Origin of the sequence: Janibacter cremeus (assembly GCF_013409205.1) — a bacterium.
Lineage (GTDB): Bacteria > Actinomycetota > Actinomycetes > Actinomycetales > Dermatophilaceae > Janibacter > Janibacter cremeus.
In genome coordinates, this window is sequence record NZ_JACCAE010000001.1 from 1,558,509 (window position 1) to 1,573,604 (window position 15,096).

Genomic DNA, 15,096 nt, shown 5'->3' on the forward strand with positions numbered 1-15,096 from the left:
CCCGCCTCCTTCCGTTCTCGACGGTCCTCGCGTCACCGATGGACGCGGGACGGGGCTTCGTCACTCCGCAGGGGTCCAGAGCGTGGTGCCGGGGTCCAGGTCCGAGGAGACGAGCTCCTGGTCCTTGACGATCCCGACTGCCTTGTCGTAGGCGTCCGGCTCCATCTGCGAGTAGTACGTCGGCAGCGGCATCTCCTTGGCGACGGACTCGTCGAGCTGGGCGATGGAGGGCAGCCAGGCACGTACCTCGTCCTCGTTCTCCTCCATGTCGCCACCCGCCGCGTACATCGCCTTCGCGAACGCCGCGGCCGTGTCCGGGTTCTCGTCGAGGAACTTCTGGCTGGCGACGAAGGTGGACATGGCCAGCCCCTCGTTGGGGCCCTTGGTGAGGTCCGCGACCTGGTTCAGGCCAGCGGCACGGGCAGCCGACATGAAGGGCTCGACCATGTAGCCCGCGTCGATCGACTTCGCCTCGACGCCACCGATCATCTCGGGGAAGGGGACCTCGACCCAGTCCGGCTGGACGTCCATGCCCTCGGCCTCGGCCAGGGCCCGGAAGGTGATGTCACCGACGTTCTTGGTGGTGTTGATCCCCACGGACTTGCCGTCGAGGTCCGCCATCTCCGTGATGTCGGAACCCTTCGGGGCGAAGATCCCGATGCCGTTGTCCGCCAAGGCACTGGTGAGCACCACGGACCGGATGGGCAGGCCCGAGTCGACAGCCATGGCAGTGCCGAAGGTGGTCGAGTTGGTCAAGTCCAGCTCGCCGGCCACGACCTTCTGGACGCCACCCGGGCCTCCTTGGACCGGCTTGATCGTGACGTCGAGCCCCTCGTCCTCGAAGAAGCCCTTCTCGTCTGCCCAGTACAGGGTCGCGTAGTCGGAGATGGGCAGGGAGCCCACCGTGAGCTCGGCCTTCTCCAGCTCACCGTCGGTGGCCGCGGCGGATGCGCCGCCGTCACTCCCGCCGCAGGCCGACAGGCCGAGCGCTGCGCTGGTGATACCGGCCATGGCCAGTGTCCGCCACTTGTTCATCGAGAACCTCCAGAGATTTCGAGGTGGCACATCTTTGTGCTCAACCTTTTTGCTGTAAGTTATCTTCCGACAGACACCGACGCCGGTCAAGGGGTGGGCACAGATTCGTTGCACTGCCCCGTGCTTCTCGTCGGAGGAGGTCACCGAATCCCACGGACGAGGTCGTCCGTAGACAGGAGGTCATCATGCGGATAGCGATCATCGGCGGCGGTATCGGGGGACTCACCCTCGCTCTCGCGCTGCGCAAGGAGGGGCATGAGGCGCTCGTCCACGAGCGCGCCCCCCAGTTCGGGCGCGTCGGCGCCGACATCAACCTGACCCCCAACGCGGTGCGGGCCCTGGACCCGCTCGGCGTGGGTGAGCCCCTGCGGGCGGAAGCTGCTCGACCCCGCTTCCGGATCAGCCGCGATGGGTACACCGGCGAGGAGACCTCCCGTCTACCCATGTCCGACGCTGCCGAGGAGTCCTACGGTGCGCCGCAGCTGACCATCCACCGCGCTGACCTGCTGGACGCCCTGGAGGCGGCTGTGGGCGCTGACGCGGTGCGCCTGGGCCACCAGCTGGAGTCCTGTGATGTGTCCAGCGAGGGGGTCTCCCTTCGCTTTGCCGACGGCAGCACCGACGAGGTGGACGTGGTCGTGGGGGCGGACGGGATCCACTCGGCCGTGCGGCGCAGCATCCTCGGCGAGGAGCACCCCGAGTTCACCGGCACCGTCGCCTATCGCGCCGTGGTGCCGACAGAGCGGGTGGCGCACCTGCCCGACATCGACTGCTTCACCAAGTTCTGGGGCAAGGACCGCTACACCCAGATCGTCACCTTCCCGCTGACGCGGGGGGAGGAGACCTTCGTCTTCGCCACCGAGGGCCGGGAGAGTTGGTCGCAGGAGTCGTGGACCACCCCGGGACGGATCGAGGACGTACGGGCGGCCTATGCCGACTTCCACGATGACGCCCGCGCCCTGCTCGAGGCCTGCGACGAGGTGCTCATCTCCGCCCTCTACGTCCGCGACCCACTGAGCACGTGGGGCGCCGGCGGGGCGACGCTCCTCGGCGATGCCGCCCACCCGATGATGCCCTTCATGGCGCAGGGCGCGGGCCAGGCGATCGAGGACGCGATCGTGCTCGCGCGCAACCTCGCCACCCACGGGGCCCCGGCCGGCCTGCGCTCCTACGAGGACATGCGCAGGGACCGCACCGCCAAGATCCAGCTCGGTTCCCGTGGCAACGAGTGGCTCAAGGACGGCGGCAACGCGGACTGGGTCTACGACTACGACGCCTGGTCGGTGCCCGTGTGACCCGGCGCGTTGTGGAGCACCCTTCGTCGAATCGTCAGGAAAGGAACCCCCAGCAATGACCACGCACAGTGACCAGCAGTCCGACCCCCACCCCTACAGCCCCGCATTCACGGCCGGTGGCCTGGTCTTCGTCTCCGGCGCCCTGTCCATCGACCCGGATGGCCAGGCGGTGCCCGGCCGCGAGGAGGCCGTGGACGCGGCCCTGGACCGCATGGCCGAGCGCATGGCCACGGCCGGCGCGACCCTCGCCGATGTCGTCAAGCTGACCTACTTCGTCACGGACGTCACCCTTCGCGAGGAAGCGAACCGGCAGTTCGAGCGGGCCTTCGAGCACCCTCGCCCCGCGCGCACCTTCGTCGAGGTCAGCGACCTCCCGTACGGCGCCACCGTCGAGATCGACTGCATCGCTCGGGCGTAGCCCCGGCGTCAGCCCTCCCCACGAGGGCCCTCGCCCCCGTCAACCGCGAACCACCGGTCCTCGTCGGGCACCGTCCCGTCCGGATAGGTCAGCGCGAGCTCGGCCATCGTGGGCCGGGGCGGGTTGGCGACCTCGTCCGGGAGCAGGCCGGTGATCGCGTCGAAGACCCGGTCCATGTCGCGCGGGACGGAGCGGTACTTCAGGTCCACCGGCTCGCCGAAGGTCACGCTCACCTCGGGCCGGTCGAGCAGGTTCAGCATGCGCGGCACCCGCGAGGAGCGCGGCCAGACCTTCTCGGTCCCGGTGATGGCGAAGGGGATGACCGGCACCCTGCTCAGGTGGGCCAGGCGCGCTGCGCCGGGGAAGCCGGACATGCCCGGTTGAAAGAAGTGGATGCCGCGCGGGATCGTCCCCTCGGGCATCATCGCCACCATCTCCCCGCCCGCGAGGGAGCGCACGGCGGAGGCGAAGGCATCGGGGCTGTTCGGGTCCTCCTGACGACGGTCGACGCTGATCCCGCCACCGGCGCGGAAGAACGAACCGAGGCCGGGGACGTCGAAGAGCTCCTTCTTGCCCAGGAAGCGTGCGGTGCGGCCGGTCCGGCGCATCGCCATGACCATCGCCACCACGTCGAAGTACGAGCGATGGTTGCCCACGAGGATGGCCGGGCCGTCACTGGGGACGTTATCGGCGCCGGTGATGGTGAACCTGGCGTACGGGAAGGCCTCGGGTGGCGTGAGTGCCGTGACCATCCGCTGCAGCTCCACCCCCAGGACCGGCACCTTGAACACGCCGGGCGAGGTGTCGAAGTGCAGCACCGGCCAGCGGGCCAGGACCGCCATGGCCTGCAGCCGCGGGTCGGGGTTGACCGCGCCGGGGTTGCCGACGGCCTTCAGCAGCGGGGCGTCGTAGATCGAGTCGGAGTAGGCGAAGGACTTCTCGAGGTCGATGCCCTCCTGGAGCGCCCACTCGCGTACCGCGGCGACCTTGCCCATCGACCACACGAAGTGCCCGTCGTTGCGACCGGTGAAGTGTCCGCTCTCGTCCACCTCGTAGCGGGTGGCGATGACGTGGTCGATGCCCAGCCGCTCGGCGAAGGGCATGATCAGGTGCTCCGGGGTCGTCGTCGCGAGCACGACCGGCCGTCCGGCCTCGTGGTGTTCGTCGATGAGCATCCGCGCGAACGGCCCGACCATCGGCTCGAGCACGTCGGCTGCCAGCTGGGCGGCCTCGTCGAAGGCGTCCGCCGCGCGACCCCTGGCCACGAGCACCGCCTGCCGGGCGAGCGCGATCGAGCCCAGCGACTCCCCCAGCAGGTTGAACCAGCCGAAGAGCAGCGACTCTCCCGGCAACCGCGCGGACACGACTCCGGTCTCCCGCATGGCGGCGGAGAGCGCTGGACCCGACGCCTTGGGCAGCAGGGTCCGGTCGAGGTCGAAGAACGCGGCGCCAGTCATGCCGTGAGGTTACCGACGCCTGCCCTTGGGGTGAACCGCAAAGCGTCCTAACGTGGGTCACATGAGCAATGACGCCAAGCAGATCCTGACCAGCCAGCAGGTCCACGACCAGGCACCCATCGGGTGGCGCGAGGTGGACGGGATGCTGCGCACGCGCCTGACCACGAGCGGGTTCGAGGAGTCCCTGCGACTCGTGCAGGAGATCGCCTCGGCCGCCGACGAGGCCAACCACCACCCGGACATCGACCTGCGCTATGGCTGGGTCGGCTTGGCCATGGCCAGCCACGACGTGGGCGGCATCACCTCCCGGGACATCGAGTTGGCCGGCACGATCGCGCGCATCGCCGACGAGCGCGGGGCGCAGCTCACCCCGGAGGTCACGACCTCGATGACCGTCGGTATCAACACCAGCGACCCGGATGCGATCCGTGACTTCTGGGCCGCCCTGACCGGTCACACCCCGGCTCCCCACGACAGCACCTCGCTGCCGAGCCCGGACGGCCAGCTGCCCGAGATCTGGTTCCAGGTGACCGACGACCCCGGCGGGCGCGGCCGCACCCACCTGGACGTCTACGTCCCGAACGACCTTGCGCAGGAGCGGGTGGACGCCGTGCTCGCCGCCGGCGGGGTGCTCGTCACCGACGATTTCGCCCCGTCCTGGTGGGTGCTGGCCGACGCCGACGGCAACCAGGCCTGCGTCTGCACCTCGCAGCCGCACAACTGAGCCGATGACGAAGGGGGTCGCCACCAGTGCGCCGCACCCGGCCCACTCGGGCGCTCCCATTTCGGCTTGACATTTTCAGTTAGCGTGTTGGAACCACTCTGGAACCGAATCCGAAGAGGAGAGCTGGGCCATGACGAAGACGAAGATCATGACGGCAGTCGCCGGTCTCGCCAGCGGAGCAGCCGTGTTGACCGTGGGAGCGAACGTGAGCAGCCAAGGAGCAGAGCCCTCGCCCCAAGCTATTTGTAGCAAGGCAACTGAGTGCATGAACCAGTCACTCAGTGGCATGGCCGCACAGCCCGGAAGCGCCTACCGCTATGGCGGTGGCGGTCGGATGTACAGCATCGCGTAACCAACTCTTCAGAGTCGCGGTGTGTGCGGCGCACGCCAGAATTGCTGACGCTGCACGGTTTCGGGCTCGTCGTTCGCAACAGCGGTGGCCTCCGCAGCGCGCGATGGGCCCGAATCGCGTCTCCCACGTCGGCAGCCTGTGGACGACGTTGAGCAGCCCCGCCGGGGGACCCCCTTCGTCATCTCGCGGCGGGGCGCCCGCGCACCAGCGCCAGCGGCAGGGTCGCCAGCGACAGCACCGCTGCGACGAGCAGCGCCTGCGTGAAGGACGCGCCGGCGGCGATCGCGCCGACGAGGACCGAGCCGAGGCCGGTGCCGGCGTCGAAGCCGATGTTCCACACCGCGCTGGCCGTGCCGTAGTCGCGCCGCGAGACGGAGGCGAAGGCGAGCAGCAGGGTGAGGTTCTGCAGTGCCCCGTAGGAGATGCCGACGCACAGGACGCCGAGCAGCAGCAGGACCGCGGCGAGCGCACCGTCCCGGGTGAGTGACACCGCGACGAGCGCGAGGCCGATCGTCGTGGAGAGCACCAGCGGCCACAGGAAGGGCCGGGTGCCGTAGATGTCGGCGAGCGCGCCCATCTTCCACCGGGTCAGGGCGGCAGCGCCGGTGAGGACGAGCAGCGCCGCCGTCGCCAGCCAGGCGGCGCCGGCGAGCTCGCTGGAGAAGGTGATCAGCGCACCACCGGCGAGGGTCACCCCGAGCAGCAGGAGCATCGCCCGCAGGAGCGAGCGGTAGACCTGGGCCCGCGAGTGCGTCACGGGAGAGTCGTCGGGCTCGATGATCAGGGACCGACCGGCGAGCCATGCGGGGACGGCGCCGACGATCGGCAGGGCGCCCGCGGCGAAGACCAGCCAGAAGCCGATGTCCTGCGCCACCCACGGCCCGATCGGCATGAAGACGACCTGTGGCACCGCGATGCCGAGCCCGTAGATGCCGACCGCCTGGCCGCGCCGCCGGGGGTCGACCAGGTTCGCCACGGCCGCGCTACCGGTGACGGTGAGGATCCCGAAGCCCAGGCCACGCACGGCGGCGAGGACGAGTACCCACGTCAGGTCGTCGGAGACCAGGTGCAGCAGCGCCGGCAGCCCGAGCAGCAGTTGCCCGGCAGCCATGACCGGCCCCCACCCGAACCGGCGGACCGCCGCGGGGACGAAGGGCTGGGTGAGCACCGTGAAGAGCATGAGCACGCCGTTGACGGCGCCGACGCCCGCCGAGTCCGCGCCGCCCTGGGCCGCCCACAGCGGTGCGACCGGCAGCAGTGCCGAGAAGCCGCTGAACCCGGCCACCGTCGCCATCAGCAGGACCGGCATCCCTGGCAGGCGCCAGACAGGCGTGGTGTGGGCAACGGTCATGTCCGCATTGTCGCGGACGAGGCGCCTCGCCGCGGCATCCGGCACCTCCCCCGCGCATACAGTGGTCGGGTGACGATCCGCGTAGCACTCGAGCACCGCACGAGCTACCGCTTCAGCGAGCCCGTGCAGGTCTACCCGCACACGATCCGGCTGCGCCCGGCACCGCACTCGCGCACGCCGATCCCGAGCTACTCGCTGCGGATCGAGCCGGAGAACCACTTCCTCAACTGGCAGCAGGACCCCTTCGGCAACTGGTTGGCCCGCGTGGTCTTCCCCGACAAGGTCGAGCGCCTCGAGATCACCGTCGACCTGCTCGCGGACATGACGGTGATCAACCCCTTCGACTTCTTCGTCGAGGACTGGGCGGCCACCTTCCCCTTCGCCTACCCGGAGCAGCTGCGGGGGGACCTCGCCCCCTACCTCGACCCCGTGGGTTTCGAGGCTCCTTCGTCGCACCTCAACCATCGTGGCGAAGGGAGCCAAGCGAGCGCAGCCACCTCTCCCGACGTCGTCACCTGGCTCGAGGAGCGGCTGCCGTCGTTGCTGACCGCCCCGCGGGATGCGGCCGTGGGTGCCGGCACCCCGATCGTCGGCTTCGTCGTCGGCCTCAACCGCGCCATCCGCGAGAGCGTGGACTACACGGTCCGCCTCGAGCCGGGGGTGCAGACACCCACGCGCACCCTCGAGCGCGGCATCGGCTCGTGCCGCGACAGCGCCTGGTTGCTCGTCGCGGCGCTGCGCCACCTCGGGTTGGCCGCGCGTTTCGTCTCCGGGTACCTCGTGCAGCTGAGCACCGACCAGGCAGCGGTCGACGGCCCCAGCGGGCCGACGGAGGACTTCACCGACCTGCACGCGTGGGCCGAGGTCTACATCCCCGGCGCGGGCTGGGTCGGCCTCGACGCGACGTCCGGACTGTTGTGCGGCGAGGGGCACATCCCCCTCTCGTGCACCCCGCACCCCTCCTCCGCGGCCCCGATCAGCGGGGCCACCGGCCCGGTGGACGTCGACTTCGACTTCGCCAACACGGTCACCCGCCTCGCCGAGGACCCACGCGTGACCAAGCCGGTCGACGACACCCAGTGGTCGCGGATCACCGCGGTCGGTGAGGCGGTCGACGGCCTGCTGGCGAAGGGGGACGTGCGCCTGACCATGGGCGGCGAGCCGACCTTCGTCGCGGCAGGTGGGACGACGGACCCGCAGTGGCACACCGCGGCGGACGGCGAGCAGAAGCGGGCGCTGGCGATGGCGCTCGCGTCCCGGCTGTCCTCGCCCGGCACGCTGCGTCACCACGGCCAGGGCAAGTGGTACCCCGGGGAGCCCCTGCCCCGCTGGCAGATCATGCTCGCCGACCGCATCGACGGCCGGCCGTTGTGGAGCGACCCCGACCTCCTCGACGACCCGTGGGGCGAGGGTCGGCTGGTGTCCGGCTCCCCCGAGGCCGCCGGCGCCGCCCGCGACCTCGCCGTCGCGATCGCCCGACGACTCGGGGTCGACGTCGAGCACCTGGCCGCGGCCGTCGAGGACCCGCTCCAGCGTCTCGTCACCCAGGCGCGCCTTCCCTCCGGTGAGGCGCCCACCGAGGGTGACCTCGCCCCGGACGCCCCGGAGGCCGCCGACGAGACCTCGCGCGCGGCACGCGTGGCCGAGATCGACGAGACCGCCGACCCGGACACCCCGGCAGCGTGGGTGCTGCCGATCTTCCCTGCCCCCGACGGCCAGGGCTGGGCGACGACGACGTGGCGCACCCGTCGCGGCTTCCTCGCCCTCGTCCCCGGCGACTCCCCGGCGGGGCTGCGTCTGCCCCTGGGCTCCGTCGCCTGGGGCGAGGGCCCCATCACGCCGGAGCGATCCCCCTTCGCACCGCGCGGAGCACTGCCCAGCCTCGACCCGGGCTCACTGCCGACGGTGAGCGCCCCGGCGGCACAGGTGATCCCGATCGAGGAGGCACCGCGGACCGCGTTGGCCGTGGAGGACCGCGACGGCCACCTCTTCGTCTTCCTCCCACCGCTGGAGGAGCTCGAGGACGCCGTCGGGCTGATCGCCGCCATCGAGGCCGCCGCGAGCGAAGTCGGGCAGCCGGTCGTCCTCGAGGGATACCCACCACCCGGCGACGAGCGGGTGCGCACCATGTCGGTGACCCCCGACCCCGGCGTCATCGAGGTCAACGTCTCCCCGACGTCCTCCTGGGCGCAGCTGGTCGAGCAGACCGAGTGGGTGCACGAGCACGCCCGACAGATCCACCTGGCGACCGAGAAGTTCGACGTCGACGGCTCGCACACCGGCACCGGCGGCGGCAACCACATCACCCTCGGCGGCTCCACCCCCGCCGACAGCCCGCTGCTGCGCCGACCTGACCTGCTGCGCTCGCTGGTGACGTACTGGCAGCACCACCCCGCGCTGAGCTACCTGTTCTCCGGGCGCTTCATCGGGCCGACGTCGCAGGCCCCCCGCGTGGACGAGGGCCGACCGGATGCCCTGTACGAGCTGGAGATCGCCTTCGCGCAGATGGACCACGTCCTGGCGATGGAGCACGACGAGCAGGACGTCACCGAGCCGCTGACCGGGGACCACTACGTCAAGCAGCACACCCGGCCGTGGCTCGTCGACCGGCTGCTGCGGCACCTGCTGACCGACATCACCGGCAACACCCACCGCGCGGAGTTCTGCATCGACAAGCTCTTCGCGCCCGGCACCGAGCGCGGACGGCTCGGGCTGCTGGAGCTGCGTGGCTTCGAGATGCCGCCGCACCCGCGGATGGCGCTGCTGCAGGCGCTGCTCGTGCGCTCGCTCGTCGCGAAGTTCTGGCACGAGCCCTACTCCGCCCCGCTCGTGCACTGGGGCACGCGCCTGCACGACCGGTACCTGCTCCCGGCCTTCGTCGCGGCCGACCTGCGCGACGTCCTCGATGACGTCAACCGCTACCTGGCGTCGCAGGGCGTGGGGCGGATCGACCCGGCGTGGTTCGACTCCTTCCTCGAGTTCCGCTTCCCGCGCCTGGGGGACACGATCGTCGGCGGGGTGGAGATGGAGCTGCGCAGCGCGATCGAGCCGTGGCACGTCCTGGGCGAGGAGGTCAGCCAGTCCGGCACGGCCCGCTACGTCGACTCCTCGGTGGAGAAGGTCCAGGTTCGCGCCGTCGGCCTGATCGAGGGACGGCACGTGGTCACGTGCAACGGGGTCCCCGTGCCGATGGTCCCGGTCGCCGAGCAGGGCTGGGGCGGCCCCGTCGGGGCGAAGGGGAGCACCGGCGCCTTCGTCGGTGGCGTCCGCTACCGCGCCTGGGCGCCCCCATCGGCGCTGCACCCGACGATCGGCGTGCACGGCCCGCTCGTCTTCGACCTGATCGACCGGTGGGCCGGGCGCTCCCTCGGTGGTTTCACCCACCACGTGACCCACCCGGGTGGGATCGCCTACGACTCCTTCCCGGTGAACGCCGCGGCGGCCGAGTCCCGGCGGGCGGCACGGTTCGTCGTCGGGGGGCACACCCCCGGGCCCGTGGACGTCAGCGCACTACCGGACCCGCTGGCGAGCCTGGGACCGGCCGTGACGGACTTCCCGGTCACGCTCGACCTGCGGCGCTTCCCCGGCACCGACCGGTCGCCGGGCACCGTGGACGACTTCGCCACGCCGCCCGCGGACGCGGGTCAGTCCGGGATGCCCCCGCCCGAGGGTGCGGACATCGTGGAGACCAGCGCGGAGGGGCCGGTCTCGTCGAGCTGAGGCGCTCGGCCGCCACCGGTCACTCGAATGAGGTGACATCGTGCGTCCATCCGCACCCCGTCACCTCCACCCAGCGGGGCTCCCCGGCGGCCCGACCCGACAGGCGTGCCGGGCACGTCATCCCCGGACCACGGTCGTGGTCACCCGGGTCACGGACGGCCGCGCCGGCGTTGAGCTGAAGCCGAACTGCGGGTTCGGCGTCACGTCCGCGAGCGCCCCGAGGGCGCTCCCGCGCCACGTACCGGACAGTCCCTCCACAGCGTGCTGATCCTGCGCTCCGTAGTACTCGCGCCGCCCGTTGCCGGCGCTGCCACGCGTGCGCACCCCCGGGAACACCACCCGCGCGAGCGGGTCGGCCACGGTCGCGAAGACCCGACTGCGCGCGAGGGGAGCCGGCACGAGGCGCAGGAGCCTCCCGACCCCGGTGCGGGCACCGATGTCGAGACCCACTCGCAGTGGACCCGCGTCGACCTCCCACCGGGTACCGTCGTGACGCTCCGCCAAGGAGATCGGGCAGATGACGATCTCGTCGAAGGAGTAGGTGCTCGTGACGTACTCGGCGATCTGCTCATCCCGCGCCAGCAGGATCCGGCGATCATCGGCCGTGGCGACCATGACACCGGTGAACGCACCCAGCGGCGAGCGGGCCCAGTCGCCGACGACGAACCGCAGGCCGCTGCTCGACCCGGCGCCGAGGATCCGTCCGTCGAATCGGTCGATGATGCGGTGAGCGGTCATGCACGCCACCCAACACCATCCATAAATTGCGCACAACTTAGTTGTGTGCAATGGTTGTCGGATGCAGACGGACCACCAGCTCGACCAGCAGCTCTGCTTCGCGCTCTACACCGCGGCGAAGTCGGCCACGTCCGCCTACCGCGAGTCCCTCGGCGAGATCGGTCTGACGTACACCCAGTACGTCACCCTGCTCGCGCTCTGGGAGCGGGATGGTCGCAGCGTGTCCGAGTTGGGCGAGGTCCTGCACCTGGACAGCGGCACCCTCTCTCCGCTGCTGAAGCGAATGGCCACCACCGGTCTCATCGAGCGCCGCCGGGAAGGCGACGACGGTCGTCGGGTGACGATCCACCTCACCGAGACGGGTCGGGGCCTGCAGTCCCGGGTCAACGACATCCAGGCCCGCTTGTACGACGCCGTCGACATGGACGCGGAGGAGCTGGCGATGCTGCGCACGCTGGCACGCCGCTTCTTCGAGTCCATCGGCGACGCCCGTGACGGCCTCGAAGGGCCGACACGGTGACCACCACCACGAACCCAGGAGGACACCTGATGACACAGGCACCCACGACCACCCGCCAGATCGTCCTCGCCTCGCGGCCGCACGGCGCGCCGACGGCCGAGAACTTCCGCCTCGAGGAGGTCGACCTGCCCGAGCCGGACGAGGGCCAGGTCCTCGTGCGCAACAGCATCATGTCCGTCGACCCCTACATGCGCGGTCGGATGAACGACGTGAAGTCCTATGTCCCGCCCTTCCAGGTCGACGCACCCCTGGACGGCGGAGCCGTCGGCGAGGTCATCGCCTCGCGCTCTGCCGATGTCCCGGTCGGCGCCCACGTCCTGCACGGCCTCGGCTGGCGCGAACACCTCGTCGTGTCCGCCGCCAAGGTGACGGTCATCGACACCGACGCCGCGCCCGCCTCGCGCTATCTCGGCCTGCTGGGGATGACTGGACTGACGGCCTACGTCGGGCTGACCGCCATCGCCCAACTGCGCGAAGGGGACACCGTCTTCGTCTCCGGCGCGGCCGGGGCCGTCGGACAGTCCGTCGGCCAGATCGCCAAGGCCCTGGGCGCCGCGCGCGTGGTCGGCTCAGCGGGCTCCCCCGCCAAGATCGAGCGCCTGCTCGAGCTCGGCTACGACGCGGCCTTCAACTACAAGGAGACGTCCGTGCGCGACGGCCTGCGCGAGGTCGCCCCGGACGGCATCGACGTCTACTTCGACAACGTCGGCGGTGACCACCTCGAGGCCGCGATCGGCCACCTCAACAAGTTCGGGCGCGTGGCCATGTGCGGCGCGATCTCCCAGTACAACGCGACCGAGCCCGCGCCGGGGCCGCGGAACCTGTTCCAGGCCATCGGCAAGGGGCTGACCCTGCGTGGCTTCATCGTGGGGCAGTACCCCGAGCTGGCCGAGGAGTACCGGGCGAAGGCCTCCGGGTGGCTCGCCGACGGACAGCTGGTCGGGGACGAGACCTTCCGCGACGGGCTCGAGGGCGCACCGCAGGCATTCATGGACCTGCTCGAGGGGGCGAACACCGGCAAGATGCTCGTCCGTCTGTGACCCGAGCTCCCCGCTGACGCAACGAACCCCGCCACGTGTGTGGCGGGGTTCGTTGCGTCAGAACGACGTTGTTCGGGCACGGCGGTGCGGGATCAGCAGACGCGCGTCGGTGGGGCCAGCTCCGCGGTCTTCCCGGGGTCACGCTCCACGTGGTCACCGAGCACCTCGTCGACCTTGGCCAGGACCTCCGGCTCCAGGCGCACGCCGGAGGCCGCGACGTTCTCCGTGACCTGCTCGGGGCGGGAGGCGCCGATGATCGCGGCGGCGACGTTGTCGTTCTGCAGCACCCACGCGACGGCGAGCTGGGCCATCGACAACCCCATCTCGTCGGCAATGGGGCGCAGTCCCTGGACGGCGGTGAGCAGGGCCTCGTCGTTGACCCGACCCTGGATCGGCTTGCCGGCCTCCTCGTGGGCGGCTCGGCTCCCTTCGGGCAACGGCTGACCGGGCTGGTACTTGCCGGTGAGGATGCCCTGTGCGATCGGGGACCACACGATCTGCGACAGGCCGAGCTCCCGGCAGGTGGGCACGACCTCACCCTCGATGACCCGCCAGAGCATCGAGTACTGCGGCTGGCTGGAGATCAGCCGGATCCCGAGCTGCTGGGCCAGAGCGTGACCCTCGCGGATCTGCTCGGCCGTCCACTCACTGACCCCGATGTAGAGCGCCTTGCCGGAGCGCACGACGTCCGCGAAGGCCTGCATCGTCTCCTCGAGCGGCGTCTCGGTGTCGTATCGGTGGGCTTGGTACAGGTCGACGTAGTCCGTGCGCAGGCGTCGCAACGAGGCGTCGATCGACTCGCGGATGTGCTTGGCGGACAGGCCGGTGTCGTTGTGTCCCCCCGGCCCGGTGGGCCAGTAGACCTTGGTGAAGATCTCCAGGGACTCCCTTCGCTCTCCCCCGAGCGCCTCGCCGAGCACGCTCTCCGCGGCCGTGTTGGCGTAGACGTCTGCGGTGTCGAAGGTCGAGATGCCCTCCTCGCGGGCAGCCCGCACGCATGCCTTCGCCGCGTCGGCCTCCACCTGCGAACCGTGGGTGAGCCAGTTGCCGTAAGCGATCTCGGAGATCTTCAGACCGCTGTTGCCGAGGTATCGATACTCCATGTCGCTCACGTTACGCCTCCGGGATCTCGAGGCTCCTGCGTCGCACCTCGACCGGCGGTGGCCAAGGCGCGCTCGACCTGCGGTGGTTGAGGCGCAGAGGTCGCCCGCGACTGCAGCCTCGAAACCGCGGTCAGGGGGTGACGTTGAGCCGGCGCAGCACCTGGGCCGCGACCGTCGCGTCGCCGGTCACGGCGACGTCGGCCTCCTCGGGCGCGATCCGTCCGCCGGTCAGCAGCAGCCACGTCTCGTCGCTCATCGCCAGGGTGACCATGCCCCCTTCGCTCGGGTCGAAGGGGGCGGCCCGCCCGTCCTCGCCGACCCGGGCAGAGAGAACCCGGCCCTGCGGTCCGGTGACGTGGGCGACGACGGCGGTGCCGACGGGCAGCTTGCGCAGCGCGGCCGGGAAGGCCGCGGTCATCACCCCCGCCACGTGGGCCGCTCCGGTGCTCGTGGTGACCATCGGCCGGCCGGTCGCGCGCCTGATGTCCTGCTCGTGGACCCACAGGTCGATGGGGCGGTTGGTCAGCCAGGTCCGCAGATCCCAACCCAGCTCGCCGACCAGACCCGGCGCGGGGGCCTTGGGGTCGCTCAGGTCGAGGTCGGCGAGCACCTCGCGGCGGCGCACGCAGGCGGTCTCCAACTCCTCGAGCACCTCGGCCGTGGAGTGCCCGCGCCGTGCCTGCACGCCCCTCTCGGTCAGGTCCGTGGGCATCGGTCGGTTGCGCCCTGCCTCGATGTGGGACCGGCCGCCCTCGGGCTGGTCCATCCCCGCGGCCTCGGACTCCAGGTGGGCGAGATGGGCCACCACGTCCTTCACGCTCCACCCGGGCAATGCCGGTCTGCCCCAGTCGTCGTCGGTGAGCCCACGCAGCGCGGCCAGGAGGTCCTGCCCCGTCTCGTCCCACAGGGTCAGGGGGTCAGGTCGTGTCATGGCCTCACCTTATGGGAGGGTCCGCCTCGGCGAGGTCAGCGGGAGGTCCTGAGTGCGCGCGAGCCCTGCTTGCGCATCAGCGGCTCGAGCGTCATCAGGACCGCGGGGGCCAGCGCCTCCCCAGACATCGAGGACATGCCACCGAGCTCCGCATGTCCCGGCGCACCCTGCAACGGCGACTGACCGCCGAGCAGACCTCCTACCGGGCGCTGCTGGAAGAGGTTCGCCAGACCCTGGCGCGTGAGCTCCTCGTGCGCGGCCTGCCGGTGGCCGTGATCGCCCGGCAGCTCGGGTTCACCGAGGTGTCCGGCTTCTCGCAGGCCTTCCGACGCTGGGAGGGCACCATTCCCACGACCTACCGACACGGGGAGGTGGGCCGACATCCCGACGCGGCGCCGCTCCCTTCGTAGGT

12 protein-coding genes and 1 pseudogene are annotated in these 15,096 nt (G+C 70.9%); 7 read left to right on the plus strand and 6 right to left on the minus strand.

Annotation, left to right across the window (positions count from 1 at the left end; translation table 11 throughout):
* Positions 1-60 precede the first annotated feature (60 nt).
* Positions 61-1,035: an ABC transporter substrate-binding protein gene (locus BJY20_RS07355; RefSeq protein WP_185990927.1), complete on the minus strand. Its 975-nt coding sequence runs from the start codon at positions 1,033-1,035 to the stop codon at positions 61-63.
* 185 nt (positions 1,036-1,220) lie between these two features.
* On the opposite strand from BJY20_RS07355, the gene BJY20_RS07360 reads away from it, so the two are divergent.
* A complete protein-coding gene (locus BJY20_RS07360; protein WP_185990928.1) occupies positions 1,221-2,330 on the plus strand; it encodes an FAD-dependent monooxygenase in 1,110 nt (369 codons plus the stop codon).
* A 55-nt stretch (positions 2,331-2,385) separates the two neighbouring features.
* Entirely contained in the window at positions 2,386-2,748 is a 363-nt protein-coding gene (locus BJY20_RS07365; RefSeq protein WP_185990929.1) for a RidA family protein, read from the plus strand.
* Positions 2,749-2,756: 8 nt separating this feature from the next.
* Here BJY20_RS07365 and BJY20_RS07370 read toward each other — a convergent pair whose 3' ends face one another.
* The gene (locus BJY20_RS07370) at positions 2,757-4,205 is read right to left on the minus strand and encodes an HAD-IB family hydrolase (protein WP_185990930.1); all 1,449 of its coding nucleotides are present in this window, start codon (positions 4,203-4,205) and stop codon (positions 2,757-2,759) included.
* A 61-nt stretch (positions 4,206-4,266) separates the two neighbouring features.
* Here BJY20_RS07370 and BJY20_RS07375 point away from each other — a divergent pair, with 61 nt between their 5' ends.
* Positions 4,267-4,929, plus strand: a complete 663-nt coding sequence (locus tag BJY20_RS07375) for a VOC family protein (RefSeq protein WP_185990931.1) — start codon at positions 4,267-4,269, stop codon at positions 4,927-4,929.
* A 530-nt stretch (positions 4,930-5,459) separates the two neighbouring features.
* Here BJY20_RS07375 and BJY20_RS07380 read toward each other — a convergent pair.
* A complete protein-coding gene (locus tag BJY20_RS07380) occupies positions 5,460-6,632 on the minus strand; it encodes an MFS transporter (protein ID WP_343062807.1) in 1,173 nt (390 codons plus the stop codon).
* Positions 6,633-6,701: 69 nt separating this feature from the next.
* Here BJY20_RS07380 and BJY20_RS07385 point away from each other — a divergent pair, with 69 nt between their 5' ends.
* Positions 6,702-10,352, plus strand: a complete 3,651-nt coding sequence (locus BJY20_RS07385) for a transglutaminase family protein (RefSeq protein WP_185990932.1) — start codon at positions 6,702-6,704, stop codon at positions 10,350-10,352.
* A gap of 117 nt (positions 10,353-10,469) precedes the next feature.
* Here the strand turns inward: BJY20_RS07385 and BJY20_RS07390 are convergent, their stop codons facing one another.
* Positions 10,470-11,090: a hypothetical protein gene (locus BJY20_RS07390; RefSeq protein WP_185990933.1), complete on the minus strand. Its 621-nt coding sequence runs from the start codon at positions 11,088-11,090 to the stop codon at positions 10,470-10,472.
* 61 nt (positions 11,091-11,151) lie between these two features.
* Here BJY20_RS07390 and BJY20_RS07395 point away from each other — a divergent pair, with 61 nt between their 5' ends.
* Positions 11,152-11,610 (plus strand): MarR family winged helix-turn-helix transcriptional regulator, encoded by a 459-nt coding sequence (locus tag BJY20_RS07395; protein WP_185990934.1) that lies wholly within the window; start codon positions 11,152-11,154, stop codon positions 11,608-11,610.
* Positions 11,611-11,639: 29 nt separating this feature from the next.
* Entirely contained in the window at positions 11,640-12,650 is a 1,011-nt protein-coding gene (locus tag BJY20_RS07400; protein WP_185990935.1) for an NADP-dependent oxidoreductase, read from the plus strand.
* 92 nt (positions 12,651-12,742) lie between these two features.
* Here BJY20_RS07400 and BJY20_RS07405 read toward each other — a convergent pair whose 3' ends face one another.
* Positions 12,743-13,753 carry an aldo/keto reductase family protein gene (locus BJY20_RS07405; RefSeq protein WP_185990936.1) on the minus strand — a complete coding sequence of 337 codons (1,011 nt, stop codon included), beginning with the start codon at positions 13,751-13,753 and terminating at the stop codon, positions 12,743-12,745.
* A 130-nt stretch (positions 13,754-13,883) separates the two neighbouring features.
* On the minus strand, positions 13,884-14,684 hold the full coding sequence (locus BJY20_RS07410) for a maleylpyruvate isomerase family mycothiol-dependent enzyme (RefSeq protein WP_185990937.1): 801 nt from the start codon (positions 14,682-14,684) through the stop codon (positions 13,884-13,886).
* 149 nt (positions 14,685-14,833) lie between these two features.
* Here BJY20_RS07410 and BJY20_RS15680 point away from each other — a divergent pair.
* Positions 14,834-15,094: pseudogene (locus BJY20_RS15680) on the plus strand (helix-turn-helix transcriptional regulator); the annotation flags it as partial.
* Positions 15,095-15,096 lie beyond the last annotated feature (2 nt).

Coding starts and splice junctions, on each gene's coding strand:
- BJY20_RS07355 (WP_185990927.1), bottom strand. CDS start 1,035: ATGAACAAGTGGCGGACACTGGCCATGGCCGGTATCACCAGCGCAGCG.
- BJY20_RS07360 (WP_185990928.1), top strand. CDS start 1,221: ATGCGGATAGCGATCATCGGCGGCGGTATCGGGGGACTCACCCTCGCT.
- BJY20_RS07365 (WP_185990929.1), top strand. CDS start 2,386: ATGACCACGCACAGTGACCAGCAGTCCGACCCCCACCCCTACAGCCCC.
- BJY20_RS07370 (WP_185990930.1), bottom strand. CDS start 4,205: ATGACTGGCGCCGCGTTCTTCGACCTCGACCGGACCCTGCTGCCCAAG.
- BJY20_RS07375 (WP_185990931.1), top strand. CDS start 4,267: ATGAGCAATGACGCCAAGCAGATCCTGACCAGCCAGCAGGTCCACGAC.
- BJY20_RS07380 (WP_343062807.1), bottom strand. CDS start 6,632: ATGACCGTTGCCCACACCACGCCTGTCTGGCGCCTGCCAGGGATGCCG.
- BJY20_RS07390 (WP_185990933.1), bottom strand. CDS start 11,090: ATGACCGCTCACCGCATCATCGACCGATTCGACGGACGGATCCTCGGC.
- BJY20_RS07395 (WP_185990934.1), top strand. CDS start 11,152: ATGCAGACGGACCACCAGCTCGACCAGCAGCTCTGCTTCGCGCTCTAC.
- BJY20_RS07400 (WP_185990935.1), top strand. CDS start 11,640: ATGACACAGGCACCCACGACCACCCGCCAGATCGTCCTCGCCTCGCGG.
- BJY20_RS07405 (WP_185990936.1), bottom strand. CDS start 13,753: ATGGAGTATCGATACCTCGGCAACAGCGGTCTGAAGATCTCCGAGATC.
- BJY20_RS07410 (WP_185990937.1), bottom strand. CDS start 14,684: ATGACACGACCTGACCCCCTGACCCTGTGGGACGAGACGGGGCAGGAC.